This window comes from Actinophytocola sp., assembly GCF_049647105.1.
Lineage (GTDB): Bacteria > Actinomycetota > Actinomycetes > Mycobacteriales > Pseudonocardiaceae > Actinophytocola.
Genome location: NZ_JBARWZ010000305.1, coordinates 1 through 15,579 on the forward strand (window position 1 = coordinate 1; position 15,579 = coordinate 15,579).

The following is a 15,579-nucleotide window of genomic DNA, read 5'->3' on the forward strand; positions in this document are numbered from 1 at the left end:
GGTCCACCCGCGTACTGTCGCGGGTGGACCGACGGGGTTTTTCCAGGAGGACAACATGATCCGCGCTCTCGTGGTGGACAGGGAAGCGTCGTCGGGGGTGCGGGTCGCGGACGTGGCGGAGCCCACGCCCTCGGCCGGTGAGGTACTCGTCGACGTGCATCATGTGTCGCTGAACCTGGGCGACCTCAACGACGCGAAGTCCGGCCGCGTACCGCCGGGCGCCGTGCTCGGGTCCGATGTGGCGGGCGTCGTCGTCCGGCCCCGCGTGTCCAACCCGCGTGACCGCCGAGTTCGACAATCACGTCAAACGCCGGTAGGGGGATTGTCGAACTCGCGGGTCGTGCGGGTTGAACTCGCGGGTCATGCCGGTTGAACTCGGGGATCATGCCGGTTAGAGACACGCGGGTCATGCCGGTTAGAGACACGCGGGTCATGCCGGTTAGACACGCGGGTTGTGCTGGTTGGACTTTGCGGGGGTCAGGTGGGGTCGTAGGCCAGGTTGGGGCGGAGCCAGCGTTCTATTTCTTCCACCGTCATGTCCCGGCGGGTGGCGTAGTCCACCACCTGGTCCTTGTTGATGCGGCCCACGGTGAAGTACCGCGAGTCCGGGTGCTGGAAGATCAGGCCGGACACCGCGGCGGCCGGGGTCATCGCGAAGCTGTCGGTGAGGGCGATGTCCAGGGAACCCGCGTCCAGCAAGGAGAACAGCAGGTCCTTCTCGCTGTGGTCCGGGCTCGCCGGGTAGCCGAGCGCCGGGCGGATGCCGCGGAACCGCTCCGCGTGCAGGTCCGCCAGTTCGGGCTGCGCGTCGGGCTCGAACCAGCGGCGGCGGGCCTCCAGGTGGATGTACTCGGCGAACGCCTCCGCGAGGCGGTCGGCCAGCGCCTTCACCATGATCGCCTTGTAGTCGTCGTTCTGCGCCTCGTACGTCCCCGCCAGGTCGTCCGCGCCGTGGATCGCCACCGCGAAGCCACCGAGGTGGTCACCGGCACCGGCCGGGGCAACGTAGTCGGCCAGCGACCGGTTCGGGCGGCCCTCCGGCTTCTGCGTCTGCTGACGCAGCATCGGGAACCGCTCCCCCGACGCGAGGACGATGTCGTCGCCCTCGGAGAACGCGGGCCAGAAGCCGTACGCACCGCGAGCGGTCAGCGAGCCGTCGGCGATGATCTTGTCGAGCATCGTGTTGGCGTCGTCGAACAGCTCCCGCGCCACCGGCTGGTCGAGGATCGCCGGGTACTTGCCCTTCAGCTCCCACGCCAGGAACAGGAACTGCCAGTCGATCATCTCGCGCAGTTCGGCGATGGTCGGCTCCACCACCCGCAGGCCGGTGAAGTCCGGCGTCGGGGTGTCGTCGAACGACACGGCCTCGCGGTTCGCGCGGGCCGCCGCCAACGTCAGCAACGGCTGGCGGCGCTTCTTCTCGTGCTGCTCGCGCAGCGTCTGCTGGTCCTCGCGGTTGCGCTTGTCCAGCGCCTCCGCGCGGTCCGTGTCGAGCAGGTCCGAGACCACCCCGACCACCCGGGACGCGTCGAGCACGTGCACCGTGGTGTTCGAGTACGCGGGCGCGATCCGCACCGCCGTGTGCTGGCGGGACGTGGTCGCGCCGCCGATCAGCAGCGGCAGCTTCAGCCCGCGCCGCTCCATCTCCGCGGCCACCGACACCATCTCGTCCAGCGACGGGGTGATCAGGCCGGAAAGCCCGACGACGTCGGCGCTCTCCGCGATCGCGGTGTCCAGGATGGTCGCGGCGGGCACCATCACGCCGAGGTCGATCACCTCGTAGTTGTTGCAGCCCAGCACGACGCCGACGATGTTCTTGCCGATGTCGTGCACGTCGCCCTTGACCGTGGCCATCACGACCTTGCCCTGCCCGCGACCGGTGTCGATCTTGCCTTCGAGGCGGAGCTTCTCCTTCTCCGCCTCCATGTACGGCTCGAGGTAGGCGACGGAACGCTTCATCACGCGTGCGCTCTTCACGACCTGCGGCAGGAACATCTTGCCGGACCCGAACAGGTCACCGACGATCTTCATGCCGTCCATCAGCGGACCCTCGATCACCTGCAGGGGCCGAGGGTACTGCTGACGGGCCTCCTCGGTGTCGTCCTCGATGAAGTCCACGATGCCGTGCACCAGCGCGTGCGACAGCCGCTCCTGGACGGTCCCCTCGCGCCACGACAGGTCGATGACCCGCTTGGTGCCGGAGCCCTTGACGTTCTCGGCGAACGAGACGAGCCGGTCGGTCGCGTCCTCGCGGCGGTCGAACAGCACGTCCTCGACCAGCTCGAGCAGGTCCTTCGGGATGTCCTCGTACACCGCGAGCTGGCCCGCGTTGACGATGCCCATGTCCAGACCGAGCTGCACGGCGTGGAACAGGAACGACGAGTGGATGGCCTCGCGCACGACGTTGTTGCCGCGGAAGGAGAACGACAGGTTCGAGATGCCGCCGGAGATGTGCACGCCGGGACAGCGTTCCTTGATCCTGGGCAGCGCGTCCAGGAACGCCTTCGCGTAGCCGTTGTGCTCGGACATGCCGGTGGCGACCGCGAGCACGTTCGGGTCGAAGATGATGTCGTCGGCGGCGAAGCCTGCCTGCTGCGTCAGCAGATCGTAGGCGCGGCCGCAGATCTCGACCTTGCGGTCGGCGGTGTCGGCCTGGCCCTGCTCGTCGAAGGCCATGACCACGACGCCTGCGCCGTAGCTCTGGATCTTGCGGGCCTGCGCGAGGAAGGGCTCCTCGCCCTCCTTCAGGGAGATCGAGTTGACGACCCCCTTGCCCTGCAGGCACTTCAGCCCCGCCTCGATGACCGTCCACTTGGAACTGTCGACCATGACCGGGATGCGTGCCACCTCTGGCTCGGTCGCGATCAGGTTCAGGAACGTGGTCATCGCCTGCTCGCTGTCGAGCAGGTCGGCGTCCATGTTGACGTCCAGCAGGTTCGCGCCGCCGCGCACCTGGTCGAGCGCGACGTCGACGGCGGCCTGGTGGTCGTCGCCCTCGATGAGGCGGCGGAACTTGGCGGAACCGGTGACGTTGGTCCGCTCACCGATCATGACGAAACCGGTGTCGTGCCCGATCTCGAACGGCTCGAGGCCGGAGAACCGGGTCCTCGGTTCGACGTCGGGCATCGGGCGGATCGACTTGCCGCGCGCGGCCTCGGCGATCTTCGCGATGTGCGGCGGCGTGGTGCCGCAGCAGCCGCCGATGATGTTGACCATGCCGTCGTTCGCGAAGCCGCCGAGCAGTTCGCCGATCTCGGCAGGCGTCTGGTCGTAGCCGCCGAACGCGTTGGGCAGGCCCGCGTTGGGGTGGCAGGCGACGTAGGTGTCGGCGAGCCGGGCGAGGTCCGCGACGTGCGGGCGCATCTCGTCGGCGCCCAGCGAGCAGTTGACGCCGACGACCAGCGGCTTGGCGTGGGCGACGGACCGCCAGAACGCCTCGACCGTCTGCCCGGACAGGGTGCGGCCGGACAGGTCGACGATCGTCACCGAGATCCACAGCGGCAGTTCGGGCGCCACCTCGCGGGCGGCGGCCACGGCGGCCTTGCAGTTCAGGGTGTCGAAGATGGTCTCGATGAGCAGGATGTCGACGCCACCCTCGACGAGGGCGCTGATCTGCTCCGCGTAGGCGGCCTTGACCTGGTCGAACGTGACGGCGCGGTACGCGGGGTCCTCGACCTTCGGCGACAGCGACAGGGTCACGTTGAGCGGGCCGATCGACCCGGCGACGAACCGGCCGTCGAACTCGTCCGCGGCCTGCCGGGCGAGCCTCGCGCCCTCGACGTTCATCTCGCGCACGTACTCCTGCAGGCCGTAGTCAGCCTGGCCGATGGACGTGGCGGTGAACGTGTTGGTGGTCGTGATGTCCGCGCCCGCCGCGAGATACTGGCGGTGCACGTCGAGAACGACGTCCGGACGCGTGAGGTTCAGCAGATCCGGGTCGCCGACCACGTCGTGTGAGTGGTCACCGAACCGGTCACCCCAGTAATCCTCCGGCTTGAGGGAGGCGTTCTGCAGCATGGTGCCCCACGCGCCGTCCAGTACGGCGATGCGCTCGTCGAACAGCGCGCGAAGGGCATTTTCCTTGCTCATGCGACCTCCCAATGTGGTGGGAGGCGCCCTTCGAACTGAATTCAGCCGGGTCGAGCGTGGCGGACCCCAGTCCGTTGCAGCGCCTCTCGACCCAGGGGTGACTTTACCGAGTTAGTCACGCCGATGCGATCGCGGTCGCATCGCGGGACTACGGACTCGTCTGTGGCACCACCCGGGCCGGCGCGCGATCGGGCGGTCAGCCCGGACCCGCGCGCCACAGGGTTTGTTTGTTGTCCTGATTGTCGTTACTGGGTCCCGCCAGCACAAAGATGCTGTCGCCGACCCGTGCGACGCCGGTGACCACACCGGTGGGGCCGACCGCGTCGCGAGTGCCGCCACCGAGGGTAGCAATCCGAAGAGTCCCCCGATTGGAGTACACGAGGGTGTCACCGAGCGGTGGTGGTGGCCGGTCCTTGTCGCCGACGGGTACCCGCGGTACGTCGCGAACGCGCTGCCACGTGTTACCGCCGCCCTGCCAGATCGCGAGCATGCCATCGACCCGACCGGCGACGGAACACGTGTTTTCGCAGGTCACAGTGGTTGCGTTGCCGAGCCTGCCCGCGTCGGGCAGCGGCGTGAGGGTCGCCGTCCCGTCACGCAGCGTCCACACGACGGGCTGCTGCACACCCTTCACCAGCTGCCAGCCCGCGATCACGACCTCAGCGCCACGCGAGGCGGCGGCCATGGGGAACTTCAGCGCGGCTCGAGTGCTCTCCAGCGTGGTTCCGGTCGAACTCCGCCTGGTCCACGTGGTGCCGTCGGTGGCCCACACGGAAGGGTCGAGTCCCGCGCTGTGGCTCTGCCAGGTGCCGACGACCAGCGGGCCGGTCGTCGGCAGGGCCACATCGATGAGGTCGCCCGCGCCGAGGCCGCCGAACGTGGAGAACGCCTGCGGCTGCTCTGCCATGCCGGCGCCGGTCGTGCGCCACACGCTCCAGCGGACGTTGCCGTGCGCGCCACCGCGTTTGCCGCCGACGGCGAGGATCTCGGGCGCTCCGCCGGTCCCGCGGGCGGCGAGTGAGTACCAGACCGCCTCGGCGCCGTAGCCGGTCGCCGGGGTCAGCGCGACCTCGGTGTTCTCGCCGTCGTGGTGGCGGACAACGCCCGGCCTGCCGTCCCTGCTCACGGCCACGACCAGCTCGTCCCCCGCCGCCGCGATGCGGACCGGCGCGGCACCGGGCGGCAGTTCGACCTGTGTGAACCGGGTCTGCGCCCTCGGTTGCGGCGGGGTCGAGCCACAGGCGGCCAGCACGAGGACCACGAGGGCGACCGGGATCATGCGCACACCGGTGAGTGTGCCCCGACCGGGTGGTCGCGGCCGAAAATTCTCATGCATAGTCCGCGTCGTTCGGGGAATCCCTCACGCGGTGTCCCCGGCCGGTTGAGGTGAGTAGTTGTGGCGAACGCGGAGACGGGCCCTGCCCGCGGTTCTATGGTGACCTTCCTCTTACGTGACGAGCGCGGCGAGCGCTTCCGGGTTGGCGAGGCCGTCGGCCCGCTCGAGCCCGACCCACTGACCGGTGAACTGTGGCTCGGTATCCGCATGTCCGAGAGCCGTCTGCGACAGACGGTGACGCTGATCCCGCTGTCGACGGTTCTCAACGTCACGCCTCCGGGTGGTGTGGAGCGCGGCGCGGTCTAGCTCGCCTGCCGGTGTCTTCCGGGCAGGGGTGTCGGCAACCCGGCAAACGCCGCCAGGTGACCAGCTCGGTGCCCGTGTAGTCGCGAATTCGAAATCACTCTGCTGGGTGGCCGATGTTCACTAATACCGGAACACACTCCAGCACATCGGGTCATACCGAAATGCAGTAACAGCACCGGACCACCCTCACGCGCAGCAACCGGCACCGTCGGCCATTTATCGCGCTGAATGGATTCGGCAATTGACACGCCCTGCGGCCGACCGGCGAAGACACTTGCCGATACGTCGCTGAACGCCTGGTCGACACGCATCTTTGTCCCTCGGCGGTCCGCCGGACCGCATGCCGCGGGGAACATCCGGCGAAATCCCCACCATCCGGCGGCATGGGCGTGCGCGGCAATTACCCGTGCACCAACGGCGCAATCGCCGTCACCCCAACAGCCGAGTAACACACTCCCGAGGCGACGCGGCGGGACCAATACATTCCAGCGCATGTCATTATTTTCCCGACGGTTTCCGCGCATACCCGGAAGGGTGCGATGACCACGCTCGCCGAGCTCGACGCCGACCCCTACCCGACCTACGCACGGCTCCGCGAACAGGAGCCGGTGAGCTGGGTGCCCGAGGCGGGGCAGTGGCTGGTGACCGGGTGGCGCGACGTGCTGGCGGTCCTGTCCGACCCCGACCGGTTCGCCGGTGAGGACGCCGACATCCACGACGTGTTCCGGCAGGCGTACGAGCCGGGCCTCGACGCGGAGGAGATCGAGACGATCGCCCGCCCCGTGGCCCGCAAGGCAGTGGACGACGTGTTCACCTCGGGCCGCACGGACCTGACGGCCGAGTACTTCGAACCGGTCGCGACAGTCGCGGAGGCGACGCTGCTCGGCATCGGCGTCGGCGGCGCGGGAACGTTGCGGCGCTGGGGGAACACCCTCGCCCGGGTGATCAACAACGTGGGCCGTGACCCGGCCGTCGACAACGCGGCGATCGCGGCGATGGCCGAGGACGCGGACGTGTCGGTCGTGGTCGACCGGCTGCGCAACCGGCCGGACGGCTCGGTGGTGGCGCGGCTCGCGCAGGCGGACACGGACGTGCTGCACCTGCTCAAGCACGTCACGATGAGCGTCGTCGAGCCGGGCTGGCTCGCGGCGTGGACACTGTCCGCACTGTGGGCGAACCCGTCGCAGCTGTACGCGGTGCGCCGGGACCGGAAGTTGCTTGGCCCCGCCGTGTACGAGGCGTTGCGGTGGTCGGGTCCGGTCGGCACGGTCACCCGGCGCACGACGCGCCCGGTTTCGTTGGGGGGCAAGAAGATTCCCGGCAGCGCACGGCTCGCGGTGACGCTCGCGTCGGCCAACCGCGACCCGGCGGTGTTCACGGACCCCGACCGGTTCGACGTGCACAGGAAGCTGCGCACACACCTGGGTTTCGGCGCCGGGCCGCACCACTGCCCGGCCCACTCGCTGGTGACGACCGTCGCGCGGACGGCGCTGGACGTGTTGCTGGACCGGATGCCCGATGTGCGACCGGCGCCGGGCTGGCGCCCCGCCCCGCACGGCTGGAAGATCCGTCTGCCCGGCCCACTGGACGCGGTGTGGGACGCGGGCCGCCACCACTGACCAGAACCCGAGTTGTCCACAGCAGCACCGGCTATCCACAGACAAGATCGACAACGCGGAATTGTCAGTGCCAGCAGGTAGACTGGCATGGCGGGACGCCCCCGGGAACGGGTGGGGGTTGGCATCCGGGCGTTTCGGCGAGGTTGTTCACGGGAGTCGGGTGTCCGCGGGGTGCGATGTCCCGGCTGGCCGGCGGAACGACTTGCCGGGCCGGAGGCCGGTCAGAGCACCTCGTCACCGAGCTTGCGCACGAGGTCGGCAAACTCGGCGCGTTCTGCCGGGGTCAGGGCGCGCTCGTAGGTGTCGGCGACGAGCCGGTCCGTGGTCTGCTCCGCCAGCACCTGCCGGTCCTTGAGGTGGCCGCAGTCCGGCAGGTCATCGCGCCAGCCGAAGAACCGGGCCTGCTGCTGCCCCTCGTTGGTGAGGATGGCCTCGAGCGGGCCCAGCCCGGCGGCCGTGGTGGCGACCAGGTGCACGGAACCGCGCCATTCCCGCAGCACGTGGACGAGCTGCAGCAGCCGCGCGGGGCCGCCGTCGGCACGCGGCTCGGCCCGCCAGCCCGCGAACAGCGGCAGCCCGGACTCCTCCGCGCCGGACACGACCTTCTCCGCCAGCTCGGTGAGCCGGTCCGTCCCGGCGAACCCGGTCAGGTGGTCCGTGGCCCAGTCGGCGCACGCCTGCGCGTACCGGCGGGCGCCCTCCCGCGCGCCGGCGACCGCGAGCCCCCGGTCCCACATCAACCGCACGAGCCCCGGGTTCCACCAGCCCATCGAGGCGGTGACCACACCGGCGTCCACGTCACCCAGCACGCCGCCTCGGCCCGCGAAGTAGAAGGCCAGGTGCTTGGGGTAGCCGTGGGCCGCGCCGCGTGCCTGTGTCTCCGGGTGCAGCATCCACACCGTGCCGACGTCGTGCAGGACCTTGTCGGCGGCCTGGACGGTCTCTTCCGCGGTCAACTCGGCCATGGGGCTCCCTCGCTCTCGCAGGCATGAACGAGCACGAGACTACTTCGGGTGCTGTTCTTCCCACGTGCGCTGCCTGGCCGCCATGTCCCGCCACACCCGCTCAGGGAAGACGCCCTCGGTCGCCGCCACGACCTCGTCGAGCAGGCGGCCGCCCGCCTCGCTGGTGCCGAGTGTGCCGGAGTCGTGGAGGACGTCCGGCGCGTGCCCGAACGTGGCATTGCCGGTCGCGCCGCCGACGAGCCCGTCGTCGGTCTCGGTGAACTCGAACAGCCCGGTCCGCCGGAGCCGGTCGTAGAACCGGGCCCGCTCGTCCGCGCCGAGGTCGACGGCCTCGGTCCACGTCTCGGTGCCCTGGTAACCGGGCGTCCACTCGAGCCGCGCGGTCAGGGTGTCGAACTCCACGCGCCATTCGTAGTGGTACGGCGGCGCGACCGAGCCGTTGCGGTAGCTGATCTCGCCGACGAAGTCACCTGGCATGGCGTTGCCGGACTCGGCAACGCCTTGGCCGCAGCCCGCGACCACGAGCAGCAAGGCGACGAGGACCCACCGGATGGACATGCCCGTTGGACCACCGCCGCGCGGCTTCGGTTCCAGGCATGGCCATGCCCTAGTCCCCCGCCAACTCCGGCAGCCGCGAGTGGAGTAGGCAGAACTCGTTGCCTTCCGGGTCTTGCAAGGTGTGCCACGCCTCCTCGCCGGTCTGCCCGATCTCGGCGGGCCGGGCCCCGAGCGACAACAGCCGCGCGAGTTCGGCGTCCTGGTCGCGGTCGACCGGGTTCACGTCGATGTGCATCCGCAGCTTCCCTGCCTTCGGCTCCGCCGTCCGGCTGAACACCAGCGTCGGCGCGGCGCCGCCGAAACCCGACGGCGGGCCGATCTCGATACCGTCGTCGGCGGTCTCGCGGCTGAGCTCCACGTAGTCCAGCACCGCGCACCAGAAGCGGGACAGCTCGACCGGGTCGGCACAGTCGACGACCAGCTCGGAAAATCGACAGCTCATGCGCGAGATGGTAACTACCTGGGCACACACCGTTCCGGCCGATGTGCCGACGACCACCCGGGCTTGTAGCTTAGGCAAGCCTGTCTTTACTGTGTTGCTGTGTCCGCTACCCCGCCGCCCGCCGCCAACGGCGTGACCGCCCGTGAGATCGACGTCGCCTATGGTCGCGACGTCGTCGTGCACGCCGCGTCGATCGCGCTCGACGCGGGCACCGTCACGGCATTGATCGGACCCAACGGCAGCGGGAAGTCGACGCTGCTGCGCGCGCTCGCCCGCCTGCACCCGCCGGTCGCGGGCGACGTCACGTTCGCCGACGGCGCCGACCTGCGCGCACTGTCCGGAAAGGACCTCGCGCGCCGGATCACCTTGCTGTCACAGCAAAGGACGGCACCCGGCGGGCTCAGCGTGCGCGAGCTGGTCGAGTTCGGCCGCCACCCGCACCGCTCCCGCTGGGGCGGCCGCGACCCCGATGGGCCCGCCTCGGTCGAGCGGGCCATGACGCTGACCGGGCTGACCTCGCTGGCCGAGCGGCCGGTGCAGGCACTGTCCGGCGGGCAGGCGCAGCGGGTGTGGCTCGCGAGCTGCCTTGCCCAGGACACCGCGCTGCTGCTGCTCGACGAGCCGACCACCTTCCTCGATCTTCGCTACCAGGTCGAGATCCTCGACGTGATCCGCGACCTCGCCGACGAGCACGGGGTCGGGGTCGGCGTGGTGCTGCACGACCTCGACCAGGCCGCCGCCATCGCCGATCGCCTGCTGCTGCTCGAGAACGGCCGCGTCACCGCGGAGGGCTCCGTCGCGGACGTGCTCACCACCGCGAACCTCACCCGTGCGTACGGCATCCGGGTGGACGTCGACGTCGACCCGGTCGACGGGCGCATCCACACCCGCGCGGTCGGCCGGTTCAACGACGCCCGGCTGCGTACCGCCACTGCTTGATCCTCACCAGCAACTCAGGAGAGAAATGCGTACCACCCGTGTGATCATCGGCCTGTCCATGGCCGCCGCGTTGTTCGCGGCGGGCTGCGGCACCACCGAGGAGGCAGGCGGCAACGAGCAGGCCGCGAGCGGCGGTGACCCGATCACGGTCACCGACTCCCGCGGCAAGGAGGTCAAGCTCGACGGCCCTGCCAAGCGCGTCGCCGTGACGGAATGGAACGGGGCCGAGTACCTCGTGTCCCTCGGTGTCATGCCGACCGCGGTGTCCGACATCAAGGGCTACGGCGACTGGGCGAGCGCGGCGCCGCTCGACGACACCCCCAAGGACATCGGCACCCGCGGCGAGCCCAGCCTCGACTCGCTCGGGGCGCTCGACCTGGACCTCGTGATCGTCACCGACAGCCTCACCGAGGGGGCGCTGGAGCAGATCGAGGCGAAGATCCCGGTCATCGTCATCAACGGCGGCGACGCCAAGGACAGCATCGGGTCCATGTTCGACAACGTCGACCTGATCGCGAAGGCGACCGGCACCGAGGACAAGGCCGCGCAGCTGAAGTCCGAGTTCGACGCGAAGATCGCCGAGGGCAAGGCGGAGGTGGAGAAGCTGGGCGCCACGGGCGAGAAGGTCGCGTTCGCCGACGCCTGGGTCGACTCCGGCACGGTCAGCATCCGCCCGTTCGCCAAGGGCTCGCTGGTGGCGGACGTGTTCGGGCGGATCGGCCTGGAGAACCCGTGGCAGATGGAGGGTGACCCGGTCTACGGGCTCGCGCAGGCCGATGTCGAGGGGCTGACCAAGCTCGGCGACGTGCGCTTCTGGTACATGGCGAACGAGGCGGACGGCGGCGACGCGTTCGCGGACGCGCTGGCGGACAACGCGATCTGGAAGAACCTGCCGTTCGTCAAGAACGACAAGGTGGTGCGCCTCCCCGACTCGCTGTGGATGTTCGGCGGCCCGCTCTCGATGCAGCAGTACGTCGACGCCGCCATCAACGCGCTGAAGGCATAACACTCCACAGTGGACACCACGACGATCGCGCGGCCGTCTCCGCCGGAGCTTCCCGTACGGCGGGGCGGCCGCCTCACGCTGCTGGTCACCGGCCTGCTGGCCATGGTCGCGCTCGGCGCCGCCGTGCACCTCACGCAGGGCACGGCGAACCTCGGCGCGATGGACGTGCTGGCGCTGGTGTTCGGCGGCGGGAGCGACGACACCGCGGCGGTCGTCATCGAGTCCCGGCTCCCCCGGCTGTTCGCGGCGCTCGTCGTGGGGGTCGCCCTCGGGGCGGCCGGTGCGGTCCTGCAGTCGGTGGCGCGCAACATCATGGCGGCACCGGACACGCTCGCCGTCGACGCGGGCGCGCACCTCGCGCTCGTCACTGTCGCCGCGTTCGGCATCTCGATGCCGCTGCTCGGCTCGGCGGGCATCGCGTTCGCGGGCGGGCTCGGCGCGGCGGTGCTGGTACTCGCGCTGTCGGGCACCAGCGGCACGGGCATCGTGCGGCTGGTGCTCGCAGGCACGGCGATCGCGCTCGCGATGATCGCGTTGACCCACATCCTGCTCCTGCTGTTCTCGCAGGAGACCCGCGGCCTGTTCGCGTGGGGCGCGGGCTCGCTCGGGCAGAACGGCCTTGACGGGGTGCGGACGCTCGGCCCGGTCGTTGGGGTCGGGCTGGTGCTGTTGATCGTCATGTCCCGCAGGCTCGACCTCGTCTACCTCGGCGACGACCACGCACGCACGCTCGGTGTCCACGTCGGACGGATCCGGTTCGCGGCGATCGCCCTCTCGGTCATGCTGGCGGCGTCGGCGGTGACCCTCGCCGGCCCGATCGGTTTCGTCGGTCTCGCCGCGCCCGCGCTGGTGCGGCTGATGGTGGGCGCCGTGCCGGGCCTGCACCGGCACGCGGCGCTGATCCCGGTGTCGGCCGTGATGGGCGTTGCGCTGCTGCTGGGCGCGGACCTCCTGCTGCGTGCGGCGATCGGCTCGCAGAGCGCGCTCGAGGTGCCGACCGGCGTGGTGACGACGATCCTCGGCGCGATCTTCCTGATGGTGCTCGCCCGCAACATCCGCGTCACGGGGGCGACCGCGGAACCCCCGGCCGCCGGCGCGCGCGGCGGTGTCGGGGCTGGCCGGTTCCGCCTGATCCTCGGCGTGCTCGTGGTCATGGCGGTCGGCGCGGTGGCGGTCTCTGTCCTGATGGGCGACACGAAGCTGCTGATGGGCGACGTGCTCAACTGGGCGACCGGCCAGGCCGGTCCGATCGTCACGAACGTCATGGAGAACCGGGCACCACGCGTGGTCGCGGCGCTGCTGGCCGGCGCGTCACTGGCGCTCGCGGGCGCGGTGATCCAGGCGGTGGCCCGCAACCCGTTGGCGGAGCCGGGAATCATCGGGGTGTCCGGCGGCGCGGGACTCGGGGCGGTCACGGTGATCACGCTCCTCCCCGGCGTGGGGTTCTGGACGCAGGCCGGCGCGGCGGGGCTCGGCGCGGCGCTGGCGATGATCCTGGTGTTCACGCTGGCGGCGCGGGGCGGGTTCGCGAGCGAGCGGCTGGTGCTGATCGGGTTCGGCGTGCAGGCCGGTACGCAGGCGCTGGTGACGTTGCTGATCACGCTGTCGGACCCGTGGAACGAGACGAAGGCACTGACGTGGCTCGGCGGGTCGACGTACGGCCGGGCGTTCGAGCACCTGGTGCCGATGGCGCTGGCGGTGCTGATCGTCGTGCCGGTGCTCATCCGGGCACGCGGCGAACTGGACCTGCTGTCGGTGGACAACGAGACGCCACGCGTGCTGGGTGTGCATGTGCCACGGTCCCGGTTGCTGCTGCTGACGTGCGCGGTACTGCTGACCGGTGCCGCGGTGGCCGGGGTGGGCGTGATCGCGTTCGTCGGTCTGGTGGCTCCCCACGCGGCACGCGCGATCGTGGGGCGGCGGCATGCGCGGATGCTGCCGGTGGCGGCTCTGCTTGGCGGGATTCTCGTGTGTGCCGCGGACACGATCGGGCGCTCGGTGATCGCGCCGGGGCAGCTCCCCGCGGGCCTGATGACGGCGATCATCGGTGCGCCGTACTTCGTGTGGCTGCTGTACCGGAGCCGGGTGCGCGCGGCATAGTGCCCGATGTGCCGTTGCCGACAGGCCATCGGACACGCGTACCGTCGTCGGCATGGAGTACAGGCGACTCGGCCGGTCCGGGCTTGAAGTGTCCACAGTGGTCCTCGGGTGCATGAGCTTCGGGCCACCCGACCGAGGCAGCCACGACTGGACGCTCGGCCTCGAGGAGTCCCGGCCGTTCTTCCGCGCCGCCATCGAGGCGGGCGTGACGACCTTCGACACGGCGAACGTCTACAGTGCTGGCGGCAGCGAGGAGATCACCGGCACGCTGCTCAACGACCTCGCGCGGCGCGACGAGGTCGTCATCGCGACGAAGGTCAACGGGCGCATGGGTTCCGGCCCCAAGGGCGCCGGCCTTTCGCGGGCGGCGATCCTCGCACAGCTCGACGACAGCCTGGTCCGCCTCCGCACGGACTACGTTGACCTGTACCAGATCCACCGCTTCGACCCGAACGTCCCGATCGAGGAGACCATGGAGGCGCTCGACGACGTGGTGCGGTCGGGCAAGGTCCGTTACCTCGGCGCGTCGTCGATGTGGACGTGGCAGTTCGCGCAGATGCAGCACGCGGCCGACCTCAACGGCTGGACCCGCTTCGTGTCCATGCAGAACCAGTACAACCTGGTCATGCGCGAGGAAGAGCGCGAGATGCTGCCGTACTGCGCGGACCAGGGCGTCGGCGTGCTGCCGTGGAGCCCGCTCGCGCGCGGCAGGCTGACCCGCGACTGGGACGCGACCACCGGGCGGTCGGCGAACGACGACTTCGGCAGCACCCTGTACCGGCAGGCCGAGGCCGCGGACCGGCGGGTGGCGGGTGCCGTCGCGGCGATCGCCGGGGAACGTGGCGTGTCACGGGCGCAGGTGGCGCTGGCCTGGCTGCTGCACAAGCCCGCGGTCACGGCCCCGATCGTGGGCGCGACGAAGCCGCACCACCTGAGCGAGGCGGTCGCGGCCGTGGACCTGCGCCTGTCGGACGACGAACTGGCGCGGCTGGAGGCGGACTACGTGCCGCGCCTGCCGGAGGGGTTCTAGGACTGTCCCGCGTGCTCTACGGCCCAGTCGGCGAGTGCGGAGACCGGCACGAGGAGTGAGCGGCCGCGTTCGGTGAGGCCGTACTCGACGCTCGGCGGGACGGTGGGGTGCACGGTGCGCGTGACCAGCCCGTCCGCCTCGAGAGTGCGCAGGGTGCGGGTGAGCATGCGCTGGCTGATGCCCTCGATGGCGCGGTGCAGCTCGTTGTAGCGGTGGGTGCGGCCGCCGAGCAGGATGATCACGAGCATGCTCCACCGGTCGCCGAGGCGGCGGAACACGTCGCTCACCGGGCACGCGTCCAGCTCGGCCTGCGGGACCGGGCGGGGCAGCTCGTGCGCGAGCACGGAGGGCACATCCGTGTGCGTTGCTGACATCGAACTGCCTTCTTTCGCCGTCGTGGCGGGTCTCCCACGATGGTGCCATGACTTCGAAGATCGTGATCGTGGCCGGCGGCACCACCGGCATGGGCCGCGCGACGGCACTGGCCCGCGCCGCGCGTGGTGACGAGGTGACGGTGATCGGCCGCACGCGGCGGGACCTGCCGTCGTCGGTGCGGTTCCTCGCCGCGGACCTGTCGTCGATCGCGGAGGTCGAGCGGGTGGCGGCGGAGATCGCGGACCGGCACCCTCGGGTGGACGCGCTGACACTGTTCGCCAACCGCCCGATGCCACGCAGGACCGAGACGGCCGACGGGCTGGAGTACACGTTCGCGCTGTACTACCTGAGCCGCTACCTGCTCGCGGCGCGGCTGGCGCCGCTGATGCCGGTGGACTCGGTGATCGTGAACGTGGCAGGCGTCGGCACGAAGAAGGGTGAGATCCACTGGGACGATCCGCAGCTGCGCGCCGGCTACGGGATCGTTCGCGCGCAGTTGCAGGCAGGGCGGGCGAACGACCTGCTTGGCGTGGCACACGAGGGCAAGGCCCGCTATGTGCTGTACCACCCGGGGTTCACGCGCAGCGGGCTCGACGGGCATCCGAGTCCGGTGGTGCGCGGGGTGTTGAAGACGCTGGCGTTGTTCGCCGCGCGGCCGGTGGTGAGGTCGGTGGCCCCGGTCGTCGACTGGATCGAGCGCCCGCCCAGCGAGCTGCTGACCGCCAGCGACCGGGGCAACCCCGTCGATCTGTCGGGAAAGGAGGCCGACGCGCGGCGGCTCATGGCGTACACGGAGAGCCTGCTGGCGCGGTGA

14 protein-coding genes and 1 riboswitch are annotated in these 15,579 nt (G+C 70.4%); of the genes, 8 read left to right on the forward strand and 6 right to left on the reverse strand.

The window, feature by feature from the left end; translation table 11 throughout:
• The coding region (locus WBA97_RS37300) for an alcohol dehydrogenase catalytic domain-containing protein (protein WP_424235741.1) at positions 1-373 on the forward strand (373 nt) is incomplete at its 5' end.
• Between the two features lie 104 nt (positions 374-477).
• Here the strand turns inward: WBA97_RS37300 and metH are convergent.
• Both metH and WBA97_RS37310 read right to left on the reverse strand, forming a co-directional pair.
• Positions 478-4,089, reverse strand: coding sequence for a methionine synthase (gene metH, locus WBA97_RS37305; protein WP_424235742.1), 3,612 nt, complete (start codon positions 4,087-4,089; stop codon positions 478-480).
• 14 nt (positions 4,090-4,103) lie between these two features.
• Positions 4,104-4,183: riboswitch (S-adenosyl-L-homocysteine riboswitch) on the reverse strand.
• A 102-nt stretch (positions 4,184-4,285) separates the two neighbouring features.
• The gene (locus WBA97_RS37310; RefSeq protein ID WP_424235743.1) at positions 4,286-5,374 is read right to left on the reverse strand and encodes a hypothetical protein; all 1,089 of its coding nucleotides are present in this window, start codon (positions 5,372-5,374) and stop codon (positions 4,286-4,288) included.
• A gap of 111 nt (positions 5,375-5,485) precedes the next feature.
• Here WBA97_RS37310 and WBA97_RS37315 point away from each other — a divergent pair, with 111 nt between their 5' ends.
• Complete coding sequence (locus WBA97_RS37315; protein ID WP_424235744.1) at positions 5,486-5,731, forward strand: hypothetical protein; 246 nt, start codon at positions 5,486-5,488, stop codon at positions 5,729-5,731.
• A 539-nt stretch (positions 5,732-6,270) separates the two neighbouring features.
• The gene (locus tag WBA97_RS37320) at positions 6,271-7,350 is read left to right on the forward strand and encodes a cytochrome P450 (RefSeq protein WP_424235745.1); all 1,080 of its coding nucleotides are present in this window, start codon (positions 6,271-6,273) and stop codon (positions 7,348-7,350) included.
• A gap of 221 nt (positions 7,351-7,571) precedes the next feature.
• Here the strand turns inward: WBA97_RS37320 and WBA97_RS37325 are convergent, their stop codons facing one another.
• The 3 genes from WBA97_RS37325 to WBA97_RS37335 are packed head-to-tail and all read right to left on the reverse strand — an operon-like array spanning position 7,572 to position 9,315.
• The gene (locus tag WBA97_RS37325) at positions 7,572-8,315 is read right to left on the reverse strand and encodes an SCO6745 family protein (RefSeq protein ID WP_424235746.1); all 744 of its coding nucleotides are present in this window, start codon (positions 8,313-8,315) and stop codon (positions 7,572-7,574) included.
• A 39-nt stretch (positions 8,316-8,354) separates the two neighbouring features.
• Complete coding sequence (locus WBA97_RS37330; RefSeq protein ID WP_424235747.1) at positions 8,355-8,873, reverse strand: hypothetical protein; 519 nt, start codon at positions 8,871-8,873, stop codon at positions 8,355-8,357.
• 49 nt (positions 8,874-8,922) lie between these two features.
• Positions 8,923-9,315 (reverse strand): VOC family protein, encoded by a 393-nt coding sequence (locus WBA97_RS37335; RefSeq protein ID WP_424235748.1) that lies wholly within the window; start codon positions 9,313-9,315, stop codon positions 8,923-8,925.
• Between the two features lie 99 nt (positions 9,316-9,414).
• Here WBA97_RS37335 and WBA97_RS37340 point away from each other — a divergent pair, with 99 nt between their 5' ends.
• The 4 genes from WBA97_RS37340 to WBA97_RS37355 are packed head-to-tail and all read left to right on the forward strand — an operon-like array spanning position 9,415 to position 14,390.
• A complete protein-coding gene (locus WBA97_RS37340; protein WP_424235749.1) occupies positions 9,415-10,254 on the forward strand; it encodes an ABC transporter ATP-binding protein in 840 nt (279 codons plus the stop codon).
• A gap of 25 nt (positions 10,255-10,279) precedes the next feature.
• On the forward strand, positions 10,280-11,260 hold the full coding sequence (locus WBA97_RS37345; protein ID WP_424235750.1) for an ABC transporter substrate-binding protein: 981 nt from the start codon (positions 10,280-10,282) through the stop codon (positions 11,258-11,260).
• Positions 11,261-11,269: 9 nt separating this feature from the next.
• Entirely contained in the window at positions 11,270-13,360 is a 2,091-nt protein-coding gene (locus tag WBA97_RS37350; protein WP_424235751.1) for an iron ABC transporter permease, read from the forward strand.
• Between the two features lie 52 nt (positions 13,361-13,412).
• Complete coding sequence (locus WBA97_RS37355; protein WP_424235752.1) at positions 13,413-14,390, forward strand: aldo/keto reductase; 978 nt, start codon at positions 13,413-13,415, stop codon at positions 14,388-14,390.
• On the opposite strand, the gene WBA97_RS37360 is transcribed toward WBA97_RS37355, so the two are convergent.
• A complete protein-coding gene (locus tag WBA97_RS37360) occupies positions 14,387-14,764 on the reverse strand; it encodes a winged helix-turn-helix transcriptional regulator (protein WP_424235753.1) in 378 nt (125 codons plus the stop codon). The genes WBA97_RS37355 and WBA97_RS37360 overlap by 4 nt on opposite strands.
• 47 nt (positions 14,765-14,811) lie before the next feature.
• On the opposite strand from WBA97_RS37360, the gene WBA97_RS37365 reads away from it, so the two are divergent.
• Entirely contained in the window at positions 14,812-15,579 is a 768-nt protein-coding gene (locus tag WBA97_RS37365) for an SDR family NAD(P)-dependent oxidoreductase (protein ID WP_424235754.1), read from the forward strand.